Raw genomic sequence first — 21,227 nt, 5'->3', positions numbered from 1 at the left:
ACCCGGCAGCAACGTGAAGCTCGGAGTCCCGGGAATCCCGACTGAGGCGACGAGCACTCCCGGACCTGTCCGTACATACCCCCGATTCAGCATGCTTCGAGGTGCCACCTGCGTTATGCCGGTCTTCCCCGTCGATAGGTTTCGCCACTGGATACTGCAGAAGCAATAGTTGGCGTCATCGCTTACAGCGTCATCCCCGGTTTTTCAAGGTCGGTCTGCGCGATGACCCATCCACCGACGGCCGACGACAACATGTAGGGCGGAGCAGCCGTAACACCATATGTCGGAAGAAAGAACTGCACGTCGGTTGGCGCAGCGTGCGCAGTTGACGTCACGGACAACGCGATACCGAAGGACGCGAGGACTGCGCTGGAAGCGGCGGCGATGCCGCGCACGACACGCGATGTACGCACTGCCAGGGCCATGGTTGCCCCCTTCACGTCACCCCGCCACGGTAGAGACGGACGATCCCTGTAGTAAGTGTCGCAAAGACGCAGCGTTCGGAAATGTCATTCGGGTGGACGACATCAGCGACGTGCGACGGACGCAGCGGCTTCCGTGTGGGAGGCGGACTCGCGGCGGACGCCGCCGTAGGTTGCAGTTCGGATGCTGAGTAGCGTCAGCAACCCGATGAGGCACGATCCTGCGAGAAAGTATGCCGGCGACAAGGCGCTCCCGGTCCGGTCGATCAGCCAGGTGGCTATGTACGCAGCCGTTCCGCCGGTCGCGATCGTCGCCAGATTGAAGCCCAGAGCGACGCCGGTGAGCCTGACCCGAGAATTGAACAGCGACGGGAACAGTGGTGCAGTGGCGACCTGGATGAGCGGGGTGCCGAGCGCAAAGACGAAGAAGGCCACGCCCGCGACGACCAGCCCGTGACCGCCCATCAGGGACATGGCCGGGTAAGCAAGGATGCCGGATCCGATCAGTCCGGCTGCCGCAACCGGGACGCTGCCGAATCTGTCGACGAGAAGACCGGCGACCGGCATCAACAGCGCGATAAGCACGATGATGAGCGCGGTCGTCCAGGTGACCGCGGTCCGATCGAATCCGCCTTGGCGGACCAGGTGGATGCCGATGTAGGTGAGCACCATGTAGCCGGTGGCGTTCTGTGCCACGCCGAGCCCGAACACCTGCAGAACCTGCTTGGGGTGTGTGCGGATGAGTTCGGCGAACGGTGACTTCGCCAGGTCGTCCGTGGCCGCGGCATTCTCGAACTGTGCGGTGTCGTCGATGCGGGTCCGGGTCCACAGGCAGAAGAGCAGGAGGGGGACGCCCAGCAGGAACGGGATCCGCCAGCCCCAGCTGGTCATCTGCGGTTCAGTGGTGAGCGCTGACACGGTCCCGACCGCAATCGCGGCGAGCGCGAAACCACCGTTGCTGCCGAGTGCGACGAACGAGGCGCCGAGGCCCTTACGTTTTTCCCCGACGGTCTCATAGACGTAGGTCAATGCTCCGCCGAGTTCACCGCCTGCTGAGAAGCCCTGCACCAGACGCGCGAGGACCAGCAGGATCGGCGCGGCGATGCCCGCGGACGCGTACGTCGGCAGGCATGCCATGAGGAGGCTGCCGACCCCCATCAGCAGTACGGAGACCAGCAGGGCGCGCTTGCGTCCGTGCCGGTCACCGAGGCGGCCGAAGAAGATGCCGCCGATGGGGCGCATGAGGTAGGCCGACGCGAATACGGCGAGGCTGGCGAGCAGTGCGGCGGTGGGATCGTTGCCGGGGAAGAACAGTGGGCTGACGACCACGGCTAGGTAGGCGTAGACGGTGAGGTCGTAGTACTCGACGATGGTGCCGACGGCGGCGGCGAGAACGCCGCGGCGCCTAGTTTGCTCGAGGGTAGGGGTGCGCGAGGTGGAATTCGTGTGGGTCGCCACGAACGTCTCATTTCTGTGCGGAGAGTGTGGACCGAAGGTGCGCTCACCGTAGGCGGGGGGTGAGTCATATCCTGCGAGCGCTTTTCACACCATAACCGCGCGGCCGCTAAATCTGTACATGTTTTCGAAAACTTGGGGATGCAGCCGCTAGAGCTGCCAGTGCACGGGCTCGGAGATGATGTGTGCAAGGCGCTTACGGTAGTACTTCGCGGTGTCGTGGACGAAGGCCTCCATCGCCTCTCCTGCGGCGGAGGCATTTCGGGAGCGCATGGCATTGAGCACCAGCTGCTGCGCTTCGACGGCGGCGGTGCGGGTGATCTCAGGGTGCCGTGTGGGTTCCGCATCGCGTACCAGCAGTAGCAGCGTTTCCATGAGGATGCGCAGCACCGGGTTTCCGGACGCGGTGTAGATGGTGGTGTGGAACAGCGCGTTCTTCTCGATGAAGTTGTCGTAGTCGTCGGGCTGTGTCCGCATGCTGTCGAGCGCTGCCTGCAATTCGTCCAGTTGGCCGTCTGTAATTCGAGGCGTGGCCTGTTGCGCGACCACCGGTTCCAGGGTGAGCCGGGTGTCGATGACGTCGCTGAGATTTGCGCCTTCGAGCTGCAGGAACAGTTTCATGGTGTTGCCCAGTGATTCGAATTGCGGCCGGCACGCGACTGGGCCGCCGCCGACACCGGCCCGAATGGTGACCAGGCCCCGGCTCTCGAGTAGGCGGAGGGCTTCGCGCACAGTCGTGCGCGCCACGCCGTACTCGGCGACCATTTCCTTCTCGGTCGACAGTCGGTCACCGGCCTCGATGCCGCCCCCGAGGATCTTGTCCGCTATCTGGTTCGCGATGCGCTCGGACATTTTCGGGGCCCTGCCCGTTGCGCGATGGGCATCGTCCTTCGTCATTGCGTCCCCGGTGTACTCGTCGACAGTTCGGTGCATAGCCGCCATGCGTACAAACCCTACCCAGGCCGGAGCGCGAATCGACAAACTCTGTACATATTTAGGGAAAGTGGCTAGCGTGACACCAGTCAACCCGTGGCACCCACTCAACATCCGAACGCAATAATCTCCCGGAGGTAAAGATGTGGCCGACGCGCCCACCGACGCCCGACCTTGTCCGTACCTACCGAAAGTCAGGGCACTGGCGTGATCAGCCGATCGGGCACTACTTGACACGCGCTGCGTCGCTGTTCCCCGATGCAGTGGCCGTGATCGACGGCGACACACGCCTGACCTTCGCCGACGTCGACCGCGACGCGACCACGCTCGCTGCGGCGCTGCATTCGGTCGGGATCGGTGCCGACGACGTGGTTTCGTTCCAGCTCCCCAATCGGGCCGAAGCGGTCATCATCTACCAGGCGATCATGAAGCTCGGCGCCGTCGCCAACCCCATAATCCCGATCTACCGAGGGCGCGAGCTGCGGTTCATCCTCGGGCAGGCGCAGGCGTCGGCCGTCTTCATTCCCGCGACCTACCGAGGATTCGACTACGCCGCCATGTATGACCAGCTACTCGACGACTTGCCGCACGTGAAGAAGGTCGTCGTCCTCGGCGACCGTGACGAGCGCAGCACCGACGAGCGGATGACCACATGGAAGGAGCTGCTAGGCGGCGCCCCGGCTGAAGCCGCGAAGGTGGTTGCCGCACTGCAAGAGCCGGATCCGGATCAGGTCTGCCTGCTGCTGTACACCTCTGGGACGACCGCGGATCCGAAGGGCGCGCTGCACAGCCACAACACACTCGTATTCGAGAACCTCTCGATGATCGAGTTGTTCGGCCTCAACGAGAACGACGTCATCTTCAACCCGTCGCCGGTCACGCACGTGACCGGGGTGAACTGCGCCTTGACACTGCCGTTCCTGCTCGGGGCGCCGGTCGTGCTGCACGATCAGTGGGATCCAGCCGCCGCGCTCGACAAGATTGCCCGCGACGACGCCAGCTTCATGATCTTCTCCACACCGTTTCTGCAAGGGTTGCTCGACGCCGCGGTCTCGGCGGGTCGCCCCACTCCGTCGATCAGGTACATCGTGTGCGGCGGCGCTGACATGCCGGACGAACTGACCCGCCGGGCCACCGATCGGCTCGGCACCGTCGTCCGCATGTACGGCGCCACCGAAGGGCCGTCCGTCACAGCAGGCAATCGTTGGGACACACCGCAATTACGCACCCGAACCGACGGGCGAGTCCTCTGGCCCACCGAGGTGATCATCGTCGACCCCGCCGATCGCCCTGGCGCGCCCGGCTCCGTCGGCGAAGTCCTGTGGCGCGGCCCCGACACCTTCCTCGGGTACCTCGACTCGTCGCTCAACGCCGCGGCGTTCACCGACGACGGCTTCTTCCGGTCGGGTGACCTCGCACGGTTCGACGAAACCGGCGCAATCCACATCGAGGGTCGAATCAAGGACATCATCAACCGCTCCGGCGAGAAGATCAGCACTCACGAGGTGGAAAACCTGCTCAGCGAGCACCCCGCCGTCAGCGAGGTCGCCGTCGTCGCCGGGCCGGACGCGACGACCGGTGAACGGGGCTGCGCCTTCGTCGTCACCCACCACGCGCAGGACCTCACCCTCGAAGACGTCCACGAGTTCCTGACCGGTCGCGAGGTCGCCAAACAGAAAATCCCCGAGAGCGTCTTCGTGGTGGACGTTCTACCCAAGACCGCGAGCGGCAAGATCCAGAAGTTCGCGCTCCGAGACTGGACCCGCAACCGCACCAACCTCCCGCCGCAGATGGTCGGCGTCAGCCTTCATGCGGCGCATGAGAAGTGAGGACGACATGACCGAGCACATTCTCATCTCCCAACCCGAACCAGGGATCGCCCTGGTCGAACTCGCCCGCGGCAAGGTCAATGCACTCGACCACCAAATGTACGGCGAACTCGCCGAGGCCTTCGACCGGCTGTCGGACGATCCGACAGTCAACGTCGCCGTGCTCACAGGACGCGGTCACGTGTTCTGCGCGGGCAACGACCTCAACGACTTCCGCACCATGGACACGACGAGCGGTGAACTACAGATGCGCAACGTCCGCCGCGCGATGTTCAACCTCATCGACTGCTCGATCCCCGTCATCGCCGCCGTCAACGGGCCGGCACTAGGCAGCGGACTTGGCCTGACCGCATCGTGCGACCTCGTGGTGGCCTCGGAAAAGGCGACGTTCGGGCTGCCGGAAATGAACGTCGGGGTCCTGGGCGGCGGCCGCTTCACCGCCCGCATGCTGCCGCAGCAAGCAATGCGCCGACTGTTCTTCACCGCAGAAACCGTCGACGCACACACCCTCGAGCGGTGGGGCGCGCCGATCGAGGTAGTCCCCCACGACACGCTCATGAACACCGCACTCACCCGCGCACGGTCCATCGCCTCGAAGAGCCGCTACGCACTGACCCTGGCGAAGCAATCGTTGAACGGCTGCGAGGGTATGGACCTCAAGCGCGGCTACGAACTCGAACAGACCTTCACCGTCCGGCTGTCCGAGCATCCGGACTCCAAGACTGCGGTCGAGGCACGAATGACCGCACTGACGAACGGCAAGAACCCATGAGTACCGCAACGCGCGAACTGGCAACACCGGAAGACCTGGACGCGTTCGGCGAGCGCGCCACCGCGTGGCTGTCCCAGCGGCTGGACCGGCATCTGCCGGCCACCGAAACCGACCTGCCAGGAAACGACGCGGAGCAGTCCTACGCCATCTTCCACAACCGCACAGAGGCCGAAGAGCGCGAACTACTCGTCCGCGGCAAGGCCTGGCAATCCGCACGCGTCGATGCCGGATTCGGCGCGATCACCTGGGGCCCCGAATGGGGCGGACCGGGCCTGACCGCCTCCCACGAACGGATCTACGTCGAGCTCGAACGTCAGTTCCGCGCCCCGGAGCGGCACGAAACCATCCTCGTGACTGTGGAGCTGATCGCACCGACCATCCATCTGCTCGGCACCGAGGAACAAAAACAACGATTCGTGCAACCGTTCCTGCGTGCCGACGAATTGTGCTGCCAACTATTCTCCGAACCCGGCGCCGGCTCCGACCTGGCCGCGCTCACGACCCGCTCAGTTCGCACCGACACCGGCTGGAAGATCACCGGTCAGAAGGTGTGGAGTTCGGGCGCACAATTCGCCGAATGGGGACTACTCATCGCACGGAGCGACCCCGCCGCACCCAAGCACCGCGGAATGACGGCGTTCCTGGTGCCGATGGACGCCCCAGGAGTCGAAACCCGCCCCATCCGCCAGATGTCCGGCGGTTCCACCTTCAACGAGGTATTCCTCACCGACGTCGAACTGCCTGACTCGCTGCGTCTCGGCGAGGTCGGCGACGGTTGGAACGTCGCATTGACCACCCTCGGATTCGAACGCAGCTCCAGCGGCGGAATCGTCTCCGCCGGCGGCAGCGCAGCCGACCTGATCAGGCTCGCCAGGCAACTTGGCATCACCGACGACCCCCACGTGCGTCAGACACTCGCCCAAGTCGTCGTCTACGAACGCGCCACCGCAATGTTCAACGCCCGGCAGGCCGAGCGCGAACTCGCCGGCCATGTCCCCGGAGTCGAAGGCTCGATCGCCAAGCTCGTGTGGACGCAAAATCTAAAACGCATCGGTGACGCCGCAGCCCGATTCCTCGGACCCCGCATCCTCGCCGACACGGGCACCCAGAACACCTATGCCTGGACCGAGCATCTCCTAGGCGCCCCGGGCTACCGCATCGCCGGCGGGTCCGACGAGATCCAGCGAAACATTATCGGCGAACGCGGCCTCGGGCTGCCCAAAGAACCGCGCTAGGAGCAAACATGGCCCTCGAATTGACCCATGAACAAGAACAACTTCGCGACAGCGTCCGCGCTTACCTCACGAAGAACGCTGATACGAAACACGTACCGTGGGAAGGGCTCATCGGCCTGGGCTTGACCGAGATCCCCTTCCCCGAGCGCTTCAGTGGAGCCGGTTGCACCCTCAAAGACACCTCGGTCGTGATGCACGAACTCGGCCGCACCATCTCCGACGCCCCCTACTTCTCGTCCGTGTGCCTTGCCGGCCTCACCCTCTCGGAATGCGCCTCGGACGTGGGCCGCGCCGCACATCTGCCCGCCATCGCAACAGGCAAACGCACCGCCACGCTGGTCGCCGGGTACCCCTACTTCGACACCCCGATTACCGCCACTGCAACCGGTGACAGCGGGATGATTCTCCGGGGCACGGAAGATTTCGTGGTAAACGGCGACAGCGCAGATCTTCTCGTCGTTGTCGCACGCGGAGAGAAAGGCCTCGAGCTGGCCGTCATCGACGGCGACGCTCCCGGCGTCGTGCGTACCCCACTAGAGTCCCTGGACACCACCCGCCCACTGACCCGGATCGAGTTCTTCGACGCCCACGCACAGACGGTCGGCGACGCGAACCTAGATGCGACGCTGCCACGCGCCCAGGCGTCAGCCCTCGTAGCACTGGCGTCCGAACAGGTCGGCGCCGCCGAGGCGTGCCTGGAAATGTCGGTCGAGTACGCCAAGACCCGGGAGCAGTTCGGCCGACCGATAGGCTCGTTCCAATCGATCAAGCACCGCCTCACCGACATGCTGGTGGCACTCGAATTGGCGCACGCGGCAGTGCTGGACGCTGCGAACTCCGACGAAAAGCCAACAAACGAACTAGCCACTGCAGCGAGCATCGCGCATGTGCTGGCGTCCGAGGCCTTCACCTACGCCACCGAAGAATCCATCCAAATCCACGGCGGTATCGGATTCACCTGGGAACACCCCCTACACAGGTACTTTCGGCGAGCTAAGAGCGACACACTGCTATTCGGCAGCACCGAGACGCACCACGAGGTCATTGCCGCTTCGGTGATATAGGTGTTGTTCGGGGAGTCGGTTCCTTCCAACCGGATTAGCCTGCCGGAATGATTGCAGCCGATCATCACCAATGTCGGTAACGGACGCGCCCGCACACGCGAGATCGGATGGAGCGGCCCACTGTCCACCCTCAGGCTGGCAATCCGGCAGGAACGTCCTCCGCACCCATGCGTGGAGTTGGGATTGATCTGGCGGCAGAGCTGGTCCAAAATCCCCAGGAAACTCAACAAGGAGATCCGGCGGCGGACCGATGTCGTCGGGATTCTCCCCGACCGCTCGTCGGTCCACGACACGGAAAGTCGCCTTTCTCACGTGTCTGCCCGAGCGTTTCGCAACCGGTCCACGTCGGGTGCCCAGCTGCCGTGCGGTCGGCGGACCAGGGTTGGGCTTGGAGATCGGGAAGCAGACCGCGGGCACCCGCACCGACAGATGGCTTGAGCTACGTCCACTCGACAGTCCCGCGGAGCGATCACTTGGCCGCCGTCCGTTCTGCATCTGCCGACGACGACCGGCTCCTCGCTCACGCGTCACGGTCGCTGGCACGGTAGAGCCGCCAGAACCAGATCGCGCCGCCCACCAGGCCGATCAAACCCCGAACCGAACGACCCCACCGCCAGCAGTTCCGGAGGACCCCCGACTGCACCGCAAGCGGGCTGATCGACCAGGCGTTCGACGGCAACCATGAGCGTCCACCACGGCATGCCCCCGGCCGGAAACGCCCGACACCAGCTCCGTGAAGGCAGCCCTGGTGCGCAGGTCACGCCTTGATTGAATACGGCCGCAGTGGGTATGCAGGCACTGCCCCCGCTCCAGGTCCCACACCTGGGCCGCCTCGCACCCGGTGTCGATCGCCCCGACGATCACCTCACCCGCCCCGGCGACCGAGCCACGACGACACCACGCCGCGACACAGCAGGATCGATCTCATGACCACACACACGCATCTCACCACCGACCACGAGGAAATCCGTCAATGGACCCAAGCCCATCACGGCATCCCCGCCCGGGTCCCCCACACCACGGCCAACGACGTGCTCCGAATCGACCTGCACGGAGTCGACTCCGGACTCGAACACATCTCCTGGACGGAATGGTTCGCCGCCTTCGACCAGCAGGGCCTGGCCCTCAGCTATCCGGATCCGCACCTACAGGGCGGGATCAGCGCCTGGTTCGAACTCGTACCCCGACCCCGACCCCGCACCGCGGACGGCCCCCAGTGATCGCGCGCGCCACACCCCCGCCCTTTCCAGACAACCGACAGGAGTGATGAGTACCCGTCGCAGGGAGGCAGTCGTGAATGCGCCTGCCGGGTCGGTGGGGCCGTTGGCCGAACGGATCTCGGGATGCCGCCGACGAGATCTTCCGGGCCGCGTTCGCCGCCAGAATCAAACTCCCGGCTCGCCGGGACGAACGTCGTCGCCACTGAGGCAGGGTCAGGTACTCGCGCATACCGGCCTCGTACAGATGCCAGGCCGCCCCCCATGGTGCCGATGCCCTGGATTGCCACCGTCGTGTCGGCCGGAGTCCAGCCACATGCTTTCACCGCACCGATGCAGGCCTGGGCGACTCCGTAACCGCCGATCACATCGCCCAGCAGAAAACCGCTGGGCACCGGGGCGTTCAGATACGACTCCCTCCCCCGATCCCTTCCAGTCCTCCAATCTTCGCGACCCGAGGCGGAGTACCCATGACCTCACATAGAGCACCGCCCCGGCGCGACGCGCTGCAGGGACGGGTGGGCGCGATGCACCATGGGCGCCGGCTCGGGCCTCGGGACATCTCGCCCGCAGCTGTGATCGCCTGGGACACGGAAAACAATGAGCGAACGGCTCACTTCTCGGACCGTGGCCCCCGCTCGGCCACCTCGCGAACCGCCGCCGCGACCGCCGGCGCGACGGTGGCATCGAACACGCTCGGCACGATGTACGTGGCATTGAGCTCGGACGGCGACACCCTGTCGGCGATCGCGCCAGCCGCGGCGATCAACATCTCGTCGGTGATGTCGACCGCGTGCGCGTCGAGCAGACCACGAAACACCCCAGGGAAGGCGAGGACGTTGTTGATCTGGTTGGGGAAATCCGACCGACCGGTGGCCACCACGGTGGCATGCTCACCGGCGGCGACCGGATCGACCTCCGGGACCGGATTGGCCAGCGCGAACACGATCGACTCGTCGGCCATCGCCGCGATGTCATCGCCCGTGACAATGTTCGGCGCCGAGACCCCGATGAACACGTCCGCCCCGACCAACGCGTCCCGCAGTGATCCCGTCCGAGCCTCGGGATTGGTGTGCTCGGCGATCCAGGTACGAAACTCGTCGGCGGTGTCGTCCGGGGACACGATCCCCCGACGCCCGCAGCCGATGACGTTCGTCGCACCTTGGGCGACGAGCAACCGGATGACAGCGTGCCCGGCGGCGCCGACGCCGGACACCACGATCCGAGCCCGGCCGAGCGACTTGCCGACCACCCGCAGCGCGTTGGTCAGGGCGGCCAGGACCACGATCGCGGTCCCGTGCTGGTCGTCGTGGAACACCGGAATGTCGAGGATACCGCGGAGCCGAGCCTCGATCTCGAAACACCTTGGGGCGGAGATATCTTCAAGGTTTATCCCGCCGTACACCGGCGCGAGGGCCCGGACGATCTCGACGATGGCATCCGGGTCCTGGGTGTCCAGGCAGACCGGCCAGGCGTCGACACCGCCGAACCGTTTGAACAGTGCCGCCTTGCCCTCCATCACCGGGATCGACGCCGCGGCACCGATGTTGCCCAGACCCAGGACCGCGGAGCCGTCGGTGACCACGGCGACGGTATTGCGTTTGATCGTCAGGCGGCGCACATCCTCGGGGTGTTCAGCGATGGCGGTACACACCCGGGCGACGCCGGGGGTGTAGGCGCGGGAGAGGTCGTCGCGGTGTGTGAGCGGAACCGTGGGGACCACCTCGAGCTTGCCGCCCAAATGCAGAAGGAAGGTGCGGTCGCTGACCTTGCCGACGATCACCCCCGGAACCTCGGCGATCGCGGTAGAGATCTGGTCGGCGTGCGCGACATCCGAGGCATCGCAGGTGAGGTCGATGACCATGTGGTCGGGATGGCTCTCGACGACATCGAGCGCCGTCATGGCACCTTTCACCGATGCGATCGCGGCCGCCAACGTCGACGTGGTGCCAGCGCCGACCGGTGCATGGACGCGGACGGTGATCGAATAACCGGGGCTGGGACTGGGCATGTAAAGCTCCTGGATACTGAATGATGACCGGCAGGGTTCCGGCCGGATCATCGGGTGCCCGATCGGCACGCACGCACCAGGTGCTTCCGCCCGCAACACCCTTAGTCTGCTCGGCCATCGCCGATCCGGACAAGAGGACAACCATCCGGCTCCGCTCGGCGGCGATCGTTCCTCGGAGCGCCCGCACCGGCAGGGCTACGGTGTCGTAGCCGAACTCTGCGCCCTTGGGCTTGCAGTCGCCTACCGGCGCGATGGTGCTCACTGAAAGACGGACACACCCGGGCGCCCGCTAGCGGATCGGCGTGCGGGACGACCCGGACTACCCGAACCATCGGGCACTTCACCATTCCGGTCGAGTCCATGGCCAGGCGTCAAATGCGCATTTGTCTACGACGCTGTTCGTTGCGGAGGGGGCAACACGCCCACTCCCTCGACGTCCAAAAGAAGCCAACCATCTTGGTCCTCCCATGCTCAGCACTCATACCCTGACCAGGTCTAACGTCGTGAACATGTCCACAGTGATCACCGCCCCCCTCGAAGCGCTCAAACGCATGATCCCCACCGCAGAGCCACGACACATGGCGGCGACCAGCGGCGCCCCGCTGACGATTCCGGTACCCGCCCCTGTGGATCTCGGCGCACCAATCCCCACCCTCGAGCGCATCCACACCACCCCGGGCGGACCGGGTGCGGCATTGCGCATCGCGCGGCAAGCCGCCGCCGACTTCAAACGTGAGTTCGCCGCGACCGGTACGCCCTCGCGCGTCTCCACACACGACCTGATTACGTTGCCCTATCCGACGAAATTCGGGTTGTGGCGCGCCCCGTCTTCACCGGCACCATTCCTGTTCATCACCAACCGAATGATGATCGTGCGCTGGAACGACAGCGACGGGACACAGAAGACACTCGTTTGGGAGCCCAGCGATTTCGAGCTCGACGCCAACACCCCGTATTTTGCCGCACTCCGCGATCAAACACCGGCGCCGGTGCTCGCCAGAATGCTGACCGAGCACGGCACCGTTCCCGCGAACCTCGCCAGGCTAGGCATCGATCCGGTCGAGGTGGACTACCTGGCCTTCGACCACCTGCACACCCAAGACGTGCGCAGATTACTCGGCACCACCAAGCCCCAGACCGACATTTCCCCCGACACCCCGGTACAGGGTTGGTTCCCCAACGCCAAGCTGGTGGTCCAGCGCCACGAGCTGGAAGCGATGAAGGACCTGCACCCGTTGCAGCGGCCTTGGTACCAGCCCGAGACCTTCATCGATCTCGACCCCGACCGCATCTTGCCCATCGATGGTGACCGACTGCTCGGCCCCGGCGTCGCCCTCATCCGCACTCCCGGCCACGCCACTGGCAACCAAACCTTGTTACTCAACACCGACACCGGCGTGTGGGGGATGTCGGAAAACGTGCTCGCCGCCGAGCTGCTGACCCCCGAACACAGCAAGTTGCCAGGCATTTCCGGGTGGGCTTCGCGGTGGGGCCAAGAACTCATCATCAACGCCAACACCATCGAGTCCACCGCACAGCAATACACCTTCTGCGTCGTCGAAAAGACCCTCGTCGACCGATCACAGCACGACAGCCGCTTCGTGCAGTTCTTCCCCACCAGCGAACTGACCGCCAGCCCCTTCGCACCGGGCACCCACCCGACTTTCGTCCACGGAAGCCTGGAGCACGGGACGGCGGCGTGACGCCGGTCTTCATCATCGGAGCTACGGGTCCATCAGCCACCGAACTGCCCACAGGCCCAGCGGGAGCTACCGCGACACGTCGGCCCTTCGAGGCGACAAGCTTTGCAGAAGCCGATTCCGCAACCGGATCGGTCTAGGGCTATGGCGCGGACCGGTGCGTTCGCCACCCACGCCAAACCTGCGTCGCCTTCGTGTGCTGGGCATGCCGTGCGGGAAGTCCTTGTAGGTCTTCAGGGTTCCGCTCGCGAGGAGCTTACGCACGGATGCCGATTCGGGCTCGCGGTGATTCCGTCGAACTGGGCCAACTGTTAGGGGTCCCGATGTCGAGTCCAAAAAACTTCGCCAATCGAGTTCGGGATGTGGCCTGATTTTCCTCGTTATCACCACCGCCTCCTTTGCAAATAGGCCTACCCCGAGTGCCAGCCTAGAATCGAAGAGCCAGGAAATCGCTTCAGCCCGCGGTTCCCTATTTGCCGGTCGAAGGTCCGCCGCATCTGTGGGTGCCGCCACAACGACGTGGGAGGACAACCGATGTCCGGTCTCATCCGCAAGAGTCTCGATTCACCCGAGGAAACCCGCCCCTTCGAGGACGACATGGGCAAGCTCGAACTCGTCAACGTCACTTCCGGCGCGGTGGGGAGGGCGACCTTCCAGCCCGGCTGGCAGTGGTCCAAACACGTCAAACCGATAGCCAAGACAGACAGCTGCCAGGCCGCTCACATGGGTTACGTCATCTCGGGTCGTATGAAGATCGTCATGGACGACGGGGAAGACATGGAGTTCGGCCCCGGCGATCTCATGATCTGCCCGCCCGGACACGACGCCTGGATCCTCGGCGATGAGCCCTGCGTGGTCATCGACTGGACCGGCGTCGCCGACTACGCCAAGCGGTAGACGACAGCGCCCCATGTTCCGCCCGCTCATCACACGCGCGCGGAAACCGCCGTAGTGGACGTTTGCCCAGGTAGCACGGCCGGCGAGTGTGCGCGGACCCGTCACCCTCACACCTCCCAATACGACTTCGCCGGCTGTATCACCCCGGTGCATATGCTCTTGGGCACCTCGAGGTGGTGAACTACTACGGTTCCTGCGCCGCCGCACTGGTGTTCAACAACAATAGAGCGGGCGCGAAACTCGATCGAGTGAGCGCCTCCCTCGTCCGCCACCTGCACCGTGAATCGGACGAGGACTTGCGGCGGGGGATGCCGTTCCCGGTGCGGTTCATGACCATTGTCGAGCTGTACCGTTATTCAACAAGGCATTTCGACTTCCACGAACAGCAACTCACCCTCGGCGACTCCGAAACAATCGAATGCGAGGCACCGTATCTATTTGGGGGAATCCTGTCGCTGCCCGCCGCTGACCTGTGGACATCGAGTATCACTCCCTTGACTGCGGTTACATCCAACACCCCGCCGTGGATTCGAGCTGACCCGCCTGGTGGATGAGGGTTTTTCCGCCAAGAATTCCGTCCGAGTTGTCATTTTCGATGCATGCGTGTGGGGCACAGCATTTTGGCTGAGGCGAGCATTGTGCAATGGACGTAGAGTGGGTGCATAAAAGTGACGAAGGAGTTGGAATGGCGCGCCAAATAGTTGTCGAACACGTCGACGATATCGACGGAACTCCCATTGTGGAAGGAAAGGGCGAGACGATCGCCTTCTCCGTAAATGGAATCGACTACGAGATCGACTTATCGGCGAAGAATGCGAAGGAGTTCCACAAGAAACTCGATCACTACATCGATCACGCCACAAAGATAGGTGGCCGCAAGAATCGATCCGCAGGCACACTCACGTCGGGTAGTGAGGTCAAGCGGAAACCTGCGCGGCGGGACCGTGACCATGTGAGGGCGGTACGGGAATGGGCTCAGGAACAGGGCTATGACATCGGGGTCCGCGGGCGAATTCCCACCGAGATCGCGGAGGCGTACAACGCTGCTCACTGACGACCGCCAGAAGAGCGCCGTTGTTATTTGAGCTCCGCGATCGGGTGGATGGAATGGCAGGCTGAAGGAGAGTCGGCATTCGCGGCTGGCGTATCGGCGAGAGTTCCTGCACTAATTTCTGCTCCCAGATCTGTCATTCGACACGCATGCCCGCCTCGGAGCAGCCGCGACCAATCCCCGCCCTTCCAATGAACCATTTGTCCGACAGCTTTGACTGCCGGCAACTGCACACGTCCGACCACAAGTCGCGGCGACGGTCTCGGCGAAGGCTCCATCGCGCGCAACGCTCTGCAGAAGGCCTTGGCTCTCCGAGCGGTTGCGGTTGCTGTTGGCGTTTCGCTTGGGGGCCGGGCCACACTCACCCCGTTGCGTTCCGAAGACAGTCGTCGAGGATGAGAAGCAGGCACAGGTTTGTCCGCTACTAACGGCCCCCGCGTGCGTGGTCAATTCCGCAATCCTATGCCTAAGGACGTGGGTGGCGGGGACCCGCATACGTCGGTTCTGCGGGTCCCCACCGGCGTCGGAGGTCTCGGGGAGGACACGCGGCTGAGACGCCCGACGAGCCTAGAGGGTGAGTGATGAGCCAGATCTTCAGGTCATCACCCATCGTCGAAACATCAGGGCTTTAACGTTGTTCGAGGCAGGGCCCCGAGCGCTCTGCGTTTTTATTGGCGCGCGGCGCACGGAGCTATCGCGCCGAGTCGCGGAGCAACTGCAGTGACCGCTGGTGCGCTCGTGCGGCGCGGGCGCTGTCGCGGGCTCCGTCCTGTCCTGCTCGCACCGAGTTGTACTCACTGGCGTGATTGTGCTTCGTGCCATGCGGCCATAACCTCGACACTCGCGCCGGGAGGGGGTCGAGTGACGGAAAGCGCCGTCAACTCGATCAGAACATCCGCGTCCATATGGTCATCACCTTGTCCTGGGGGTGTTCGCTAATGATGCTGGTGTTACACGATGTTCGCGACATTCGACGGGATGTGGACGACGACCCGGAGTAGTGGTGTACCCCTGATGAACGGCCCGTTTATCGCGTTCCGAGGTACCGAGGGTGGGTGGTTCACTTCTTTTTCGCAAGTGCGACGGCAATGATGATGATGACGCCTTGGATAATGATCTGCTGGCTCACGTCCAGTCCCGCGAGAATCAGTCCATTGTTGATGAGCCCGATGAAGACTGCTCCGATCGCCGAGCCTATGACCCGGCCGTATCCACCGAAGAGGCTGGTTCCTCCCAGAACAACGGCAGCGATGACGGAGAGTTCGTCGCCGGAGCCCCATTGATACCGACCCGACTGAAGGCGTCCGGCGTAGAGCATTCCGGCGACACTCGCGACGATGGCCGAGATCAGCAGCACATAAAAGGTGATTCGTTTGGTACGGACGCCGGTGAAGCGTGCTGCGGTGTCATTGCCTCCGGCGGCCAGTACCTGGCGCCCGAATGTCGTCTTATTCATCACCACCACGCCGGTGAGGACAAAGAGACCGGCCCAGAGCAGGAGTGCGGGAATAGGTCCGAAGTCTCCGGAGCCGAACAGGTTGGTGAAGGCCTTGTTCAGGATGGGCACCGGCTGAAAGTTTGAAATCCATTGCGCAACTCCGGCGGCGATGCCCAGCATTGCGAGGGTCACCAAGAAGGACGGCAAGCCCAGGACAGCGACGAGGCCTCCGTTGATGGAACCTACCACCACGCCGGTGCCGAGTCCGGCCAACACTCCGAGCAGAACGCTGCCGGTCGACGAGATGGTCATGGCAGTGACGACACTGGACAGTCCTGCAACGGATCCGATCGATAGATCGATCTGGGCGGCGGCGATCACGAAGGTTCCAGCTACCGCCATGACGGCAATGATGGCGGTCTGTCTGACAATGTTGAGCAGGTTGTTGCTCAGCAGGAATCCGTCGTCCCGTAGGAAGACTGCGAATAGCAGGAAGACCACGACGAAACCGATGTAGATGGCGAAATCGCGCCACTCCAGGTCGCCGAATCGTGAGGCGAAGCTGGGCCGTCCAGGTTCAGGGAGTGCGGTACCTGCGCTAGGAGGCTCCTGGGTCTGTGACGTGGTGGTTAGCGTCGCGGCTTTCGCGGCGTTGGATTTGGTGGGCATGTGTTCACACTCCTTGGATGGCGAGCTGGAGCGACTCTTCGTCGGGGATGTTGTCGCGGTCGAAGTCGGCGTCGATTCGTCCTCGTCGCATGACGAGGACACGGTCGGCGACGGCGAGGAGTTCCTCGAGCTCGGAAGAGATGAGAATGATCGCGGTGCCGGCGTCAGCGAGGTCGAGCACCAGTTGCATGATGTCGGTTTTGGAGGCGATGTCGACGCCCGTGGTGGGTTCGTCGAGTATCAACACCCGCGGTGGGACTCCCATCTCGCTGAGGCCTAGCCACTTTGAGATGACGACCTTTTGCTGGTTTCCGCCAGACAGTCGGCCAACTGGCTGATCGATGGCGGTGGCGCGAATCCCGAGCCTCTGTGCGAGGTCTGCGCAGAGGTCACGGCCTCTGCTGTCGTCGATGAACGGCCCCCGGGTCAGTCGCGAGAGGCTGGGCAGAAGCAGGTTGGTCCGTACGGAATGTTCGCGTACGAGGCCTTGTGATTGACGGTCCTCGGGTACGAGCATGACGCCCGATCTGATGGCGTCGAGTGGCCGACGGGGGCGGATGGGTTTGCCGTCGACCACTATCCGACCTGAGTCGCTTCGGTCGATGCCGAATAAACATCGTGCCAATTCTGTTCGTCCGCTTCCGATCAGGCCGGCGACTCCGACGACCTCGCCGGCGGACACTTGGAACGAGACGTTGTCGAGACGGTTTCCCGCGCTGAGGTTCTCGACGGACAGTGTGACCTCTGGACGGGTGTCAGCGTTTCGCTTGGTTCTGTTGAAGCCGTGCAGAATCTCTCGACCGACGATGGATTCGGCCACTTGTTCGGGCGGGACTGCGTGCACGTCGTCGGTGAGGACCCTGCGGCCGTCGCGGATGATGCTCAGACGATCGGCTACGCGTGCTATTTCGGCCATTCGATGGCTGATGTACACGATCGAGATGCCCTGTGTTTTGAGCCTGCCGATAAGGGTGAACAGTGCTTCGACCTCGGAATACGGGAGGCTGGCGGTCGGTTCGTCCATGATGAGGACACGTGCTTGCATACTCAGCGCCTTGGCGATCTCGGTGAGTTGCCAGTACCCGACTGGGAGATCTCCGATCAGGCTTTGCGGGTCGATGTCGGCGCCCATGCGGTCGAGCAGTGTGCTCGCCCGTCGGTTCAGGGTTCCGTCGTCGATTAGTCCGAACTTGTGGGGTTCGCGACCGAGGAAAATATTCTGCGCGACCGAGAGGCTCGGGATGAGGCTGAATTCTTGGAATACCATGCCGATGCCGGCTGCTGTCGCATCGAACGGTGATTGGAAGTCCATTGGCCGCCCGTCGATGATGATGTCCCCGGCATCGGCGCGGTGAACGCCTTGCAGGATCTTCATCAGTGTCGATTTTCCCGCACCGTTGCCGCCGAGCAGGGCGTGGACTTCACCCTGGCGCAGTTCGAAATCGACACCTCGCAGAACTTCCACCTTGCCGAAGGATTTGTGGATGTCCCGCATGGAGACCGCGATCGATGCATTCTCCGTGGTGTTCATCGGCTGCTGTCCAGGGCTTGCTGGAGGTCACTGGGGGCGTCCGAGTGATACAGGGACTTCCATGAGTCGACTAGATTGTCGCGAGTGACAGGGAGGGAGGGAAGCTCGACGAAGGCCGGGGCCGGTTTGCCAAGCAGCGCGTAGGCTGCAAGCTTCGCCTCGACGGCACCCTGATCGTACGGTTGCGCGGCGGCGATCCCGTTGACGAATCCGTTTTGTGCCATGTCGATGGCGACGTTGTTTCCCAAGTCCACCGTCGTGACGGCGAGGTCGTCGCGTCCTGAGGCGCGTGCGGCGTCGATGGCGCCCTCACAGGGGGCGTCGAAGAAGCACCACACGCCGCCCAGCCGCGGGTGTTTAGTGAGCCACGCGTTGACGTTCGAGTTACCTTCGCCTTTCCAGTCCGGGCCCAGCAGGCCCTTGTTTTCCACGATGTCGATGTCGGGGTAGTTCTTCTCGACCGTTTCGGTGAAGCCCTGTTCGCGCAGGACGTTCGTCGGCGCCTGTGCGCCGTGGTAGATCACGCCCACTTCGCCTCTTCCGCAGAGCGCTTTCGCCAATTGGTGTGCGCCGAGAACGCCGGCCCCGTAGTTGTCGGTGGCGACGACGGCGACGTAGTCCTGTCCCGGTTGGAAGTTCTTGGCGGGGTTCTCCATAAAGACGATTTTGACGCCGGCGTCTGCGGCCTTTCGGTAGGCGGGCGCAAGCGCGATGGGGTCGAGGGAGGGGATCGATACCATGACGTTCGGTTTCGCCGAGAGCGCGGTCTCGATATCGGAAAATTGTTTGGCGGGGTCGGCCTGGGCGTCGGTCTGGGCAACGATTCGGATGCCTAGTTTGTCGAATTCGGCCTTGAGTGCGTCGACCTGGGCGTTGCTCCAGCTGTCGCCGGAGAAGTGCATTACGACCGCTGCGGTGGCGTTCATGGCGCGGACTTGGGCTACTTCGGCGTCGGTGAGTTCGATGGATGTTGCCGGTACGGAGATTTCACCGTTAGGGCCTTTGCCTATGACGTCGCCGCTTGTGTAGGCGGCGATCGCGCCGTCGTATGTGGTTGTGTCACAGTTCGCGCCCGCACTGCCAGCCGCGTTCGAGGTGCAGGCGGTGGCAGCGCCGGTGACGAGGAGTGCTGCGGCCATCAGGGCGGATCGGCGGCGGCCGGGCTGGGAGGGATGGTCCGGTTTGGGGTTCCGGCTACGTACGGACGCGCGGGTCATGGTGCACCTCTGTGATGTGTGATGGGAAGACTGTGGGCCCGTCAGTCGGTCGTGAGTTTCTTCGGTGGCACCGACCGCCGCCTCATTAATGTCGATTATCACTTTAATGACGTCGATTCTCGACGTCAACGGTTTCGCGAGATCTCCGTCACATATTCGACCCGCTGTGGCCTGACGAACCTCTCAAGTGAAGATTTGCCGAGCGCCCTGATACAGGTTGGGCCGCCGAGCTTTTCGCCCGGCGGCCCACTGGGACAGTGCGGTGTCGGAAGTTAGGCAGTCGCGCTTACAGCGCTGGATAAGGTGATGCTCTTGGTCTGGGTAAGCGCGAATAGCCCCTCGGGACCGCCTTCGCGACCAAACCCCGACTGCTTGACTCCCCCGAAGGGTGCCGCCAGGCAAGGGAATGTGCCGTTGATGATGAAGACGCCGGATCGAACTCGACGTGCCACATCCAGGCCGGCCCGCTCGTCGGTGGTGAACACCGATCCAGAGAGCCCGTACCGCGATGCGTTCGCGATTGCGACTGCTTCATCGAGGGTGTCGAACGGAATGACACAGAAGACCGGACCGAAGATCTCGTTCTGTGCGACCTCCATGTCGTTCGTAACGTTGGTCAGCAGGGTGGGTTCGAGGAAGTAGCCTTCCAAGCCACTCGGCCTGCCGCCTCCGGCGGCAATGGTCGCGCCTCCTGCGACGGCCCGTTCGATGTAGCCTTCTGCGCGGTCCAGAAAGCGCGGTGCCGCGAGTGGGCCCCAGGTGGTTTCGGGGTCTGCCGGGTCGCCCATCTTCAGCGCCTTCAAGCCGGCGACAAGTCCGTCCACGACTGCGTCGTGGATCTCTCGGGCGACGAGAAGCCGCGTCATAGCGACGCAGATCTGGCCACTATAAAGCGCCATCGCATCGACGAGAGCAGGCACAGTCATGTCGAGGTCGGCGTCCGCGGCTACGATCGACGCGGACTTTCCGCCCAACTCCAGCACGACGTTGGCGACGCGATCCGCACACGAGTGCATGACGGAAACACCTACCTCGGTTCCACCGGTGAAATGAACGGCCGCGATCCCTGGATGCTCAACGAGGTACTGACTGACATCGGCATCACCAGCAAGGATGCTCAAGACACCAGACGGAAATCCGGCGTCCGCGGCCGCATCGGCGAAGATGTATCCGAGCATCCGCGCCTCGGGCGGAAGCTTGATGATCATCGTGTTCCCGGCGAGCAAGCCGGGGATGATCGCCAGCGCAAACTGCATGTGAGGACCGTTGAAAGCTACGATCCCCACGGTGGGTCCGATCGGATCGTGTCGAACCTCGATACGTCCCATCGAGGTCTCACGCGTCTCGATCCACGATGCGGTCTGAGACTCGTCGAGCGCCCGATTCCATAGCTCCGAGGCAGCTTTGGTGAGTTCGTCGCCGTTGCGGAACGGCATACCAGCCTCAAGTGCCCAGACACGAACGATCTCATCGAGCCTTTTGTCCAGCGCGCCACAGAACCTCGCGACGATCTCGCGTCTTGCGTCATGGGTCAACCCAGCCCAGCTGTCGAATGCGCCCTGCGCCTCGTCGACCGCGATTTTTGCGTCATCAATAGTCGGGCGAGGCAGCTGGCGAATCACCCGACCGTCGTATGGTGCGACGACATCGGCGAGTTCACTGCTCCGGGGGGCCACCCAACGACTACCGACAAACAGCTCGTTCGCATGTGGGACGTTCATCTAGATCTCCTCTGTTTGGTGGTCCGCACCGGTGGTGAGATTTTCAGCAGACCTGGCGCAGCACG

17 protein-coding genes and 2 pseudogenes are annotated in these 21,227 nt (G+C 63.6%); 10 read left to right on the top strand and 9 right to left on the bottom strand.

The features are described 5' to 3' along the window. Nucleotides 1–182: 182 nt before the first annotated feature. The 3 genes from JWS14_RS45250 to JWS14_RS45240 all read right to left on the bottom strand — a co-directional run bounded on the left by JWS14_RS45250 (nt 183) and on the right by JWS14_RS45240 (nt 2,819). Nucleotides 183–425, bottom strand: a complete 243-nt coding sequence (locus tag JWS14_RS45250; protein ID WP_095869594.1) for a hypothetical protein — start codon at nt 423–425, stop codon at nt 183–185. A 102-nt stretch (nt 426–527) separates the two neighbouring features. Beyond that, nucleotides 528–1,880 (bottom strand): MFS transporter, encoded by a 1,353-nt coding sequence (locus tag JWS14_RS45245; protein WP_133987647.1) that lies wholly within the window; start codon nt 1,878–1,880, stop codon nt 528–530. A 147-nt stretch (nt 1,881–2,027) separates the two neighbouring features. Continuing rightward, complete coding sequence (locus JWS14_RS45240; protein WP_082764675.1) at nt 2,028–2,819, bottom strand: FadR/GntR family transcriptional regulator; 792 nt, start codon at nt 2,817–2,819, stop codon at nt 2,028–2,030. A 221-nt stretch (nt 2,820–3,040) separates the two neighbouring features. Here JWS14_RS45240 and JWS14_RS45235 point away from each other — a divergent pair, with 221 nt between their 5' ends. From JWS14_RS45235 to JWS14_RS45210, 6 genes and pseudogenes are all read left to right on the top strand, one after another. Then, nucleotides 3,041–4,639 carry an AMP-binding protein gene (locus JWS14_RS45235; RefSeq protein ID WP_241031811.1) on the top strand — a complete coding sequence of 533 codons (1,599 nt, stop codon included), beginning with the start codon at nt 3,041–3,043 and terminating at the stop codon, nt 4,637–4,639. A gap of 7 nt (nt 4,640–4,646) precedes the next feature. After that, nucleotides 4,647–5,411, top strand: a complete 765-nt coding sequence (locus tag JWS14_RS45230; protein ID WP_206016732.1) for an enoyl-CoA hydratase-related protein — start codon at nt 4,647–4,649, stop codon at nt 5,409–5,411. Next, the gene (locus JWS14_RS45225) at nt 5,408–6,646 is read left to right on the top strand and encodes an acyl-CoA dehydrogenase family protein (protein ID WP_206016731.1); all 1,239 of its coding nucleotides are present in this window, start codon (nt 5,408–5,410) and stop codon (nt 6,644–6,646) included. The genes JWS14_RS45230 and JWS14_RS45225 overlap by 4 nt, the downstream gene beginning before the upstream one ends. Before the next feature lie 8 nt (nt 6,647–6,654). After that, nucleotides 6,655–7,710 (top strand): acyl-CoA dehydrogenase family protein, encoded by a 1,056-nt coding sequence (locus tag JWS14_RS45220; RefSeq protein WP_061698725.1) that lies wholly within the window; start codon nt 6,655–6,657, stop codon nt 7,708–7,710. Nucleotides 7,711–7,896: 186 nt separating this feature from the next. Continuing rightward, nucleotides 7,897–7,995: pseudogene (locus JWS14_RS45215) on the top strand (transposase); the annotation flags it as partial. 641 nt (nt 7,996–8,636) lie between these two features. After that, entirely contained in the window at nt 8,637–8,930 is a 294-nt protein-coding gene (locus JWS14_RS45210; protein ID WP_206016730.1) for a hypothetical protein, read from the top strand. Between the two features lie 223 nt (nt 8,931–9,153). Here the strand turns inward: JWS14_RS45210 and JWS14_RS50820 are convergent. Then, nucleotides 9,154–9,334, bottom strand: a pseudogene (locus JWS14_RS50820) (glutamate dehydrogenase); the annotation flags it as partial. Nucleotides 9,335–9,540: 206 nt separating this feature from the next. After that, on the bottom strand, nt 9,541–10,938 hold the full coding sequence (locus JWS14_RS45205; protein ID WP_095869603.1) for an NAD-dependent malic enzyme: 1,398 nt from the start codon (nt 10,936–10,938) through the stop codon (nt 9,541–9,543). Nucleotides 10,939–11,447: 509 nt separating this feature from the next. On the opposite strand from JWS14_RS45205, the gene JWS14_RS45200 reads away from it, so the two are divergent. From JWS14_RS45200 to JWS14_RS45185, 4 genes are all read left to right on the top strand, one after another. Next, nucleotides 11,448–12,641, top strand: a complete 1,194-nt coding sequence (locus JWS14_RS45200; protein WP_206016729.1) for an MBL fold metallo-hydrolase — start codon at nt 11,448–11,450, stop codon at nt 12,639–12,641. A gap of 531 nt (nt 12,642–13,172) precedes the next feature. Continuing rightward, entirely contained in the window at nt 13,173–13,535 is a 363-nt protein-coding gene (locus JWS14_RS45195; protein ID WP_005261941.1) for a cupin domain-containing protein, read from the top strand. Between the two features lie 176 nt (nt 13,536–13,711). Beyond that, a complete protein-coding gene (locus tag JWS14_RS45190; protein WP_206016728.1) occupies nt 13,712–14,089 on the top strand; it encodes a hypothetical protein in 378 nt (125 codons plus the stop codon). A gap of 131 nt (nt 14,090–14,220) precedes the next feature. After that, the gene (locus JWS14_RS45185) at nt 14,221–14,589 is read left to right on the top strand and encodes a histone-like nucleoid-structuring protein Lsr2 (RefSeq protein WP_206016971.1); all 369 of its coding nucleotides are present in this window, start codon (nt 14,221–14,223) and stop codon (nt 14,587–14,589) included. A 1,057-nt stretch (nt 14,590–15,646) separates the two neighbouring features. On the opposite strand, the gene JWS14_RS45180 is transcribed toward JWS14_RS45185, so the two are convergent. From JWS14_RS45180 to JWS14_RS45165, 4 genes are all read right to left on the bottom strand, one after another. After that, a complete protein-coding gene (locus tag JWS14_RS45180; protein WP_082764671.1) occupies nt 15,647–16,693 on the bottom strand; it encodes an ABC transporter permease in 1,047 nt (348 codons plus the stop codon). A 4-nt stretch (nt 16,694–16,697) separates the two neighbouring features. Next, nucleotides 16,698–18,224 (bottom strand): sugar ABC transporter ATP-binding protein, encoded by a 1,527-nt coding sequence (locus JWS14_RS45175; RefSeq protein WP_061043353.1) that lies wholly within the window; start codon nt 18,222–18,224, stop codon nt 16,698–16,700. Then, on the bottom strand, nt 18,221–19,363 hold the full coding sequence (locus tag JWS14_RS45170) for a substrate-binding domain-containing protein (RefSeq protein WP_061697486.1): 1,143 nt from the start codon (nt 19,361–19,363) through the stop codon (nt 18,221–18,223). The genes JWS14_RS45175 and JWS14_RS45170 overlap by 4 nt, the downstream gene beginning before the upstream one ends. Nucleotides 19,364–19,713: 350 nt before the next feature. Further along, complete coding sequence (locus JWS14_RS45165; RefSeq protein ID WP_061043351.1) at nt 19,714–21,162, bottom strand: aldehyde dehydrogenase; 1,449 nt, start codon at nt 21,160–21,162, stop codon at nt 19,714–19,716. Nucleotides 21,163–21,227: the final 65 nt, after the last annotated feature.

The organism is Rhodococcus koreensis, assembly GCF_017068375.1.
GTDB classification, from domain to species: Bacteria; Actinomycetota; Actinomycetes; order Mycobacteriales; family Mycobacteriaceae; genus Rhodococcus_F; species Rhodococcus_F koreensis.
The sequence above is the reverse complement of the archived record's forward strand: the minus strand, read 5'-3'. Positions and strand labels throughout refer to the sequence as shown.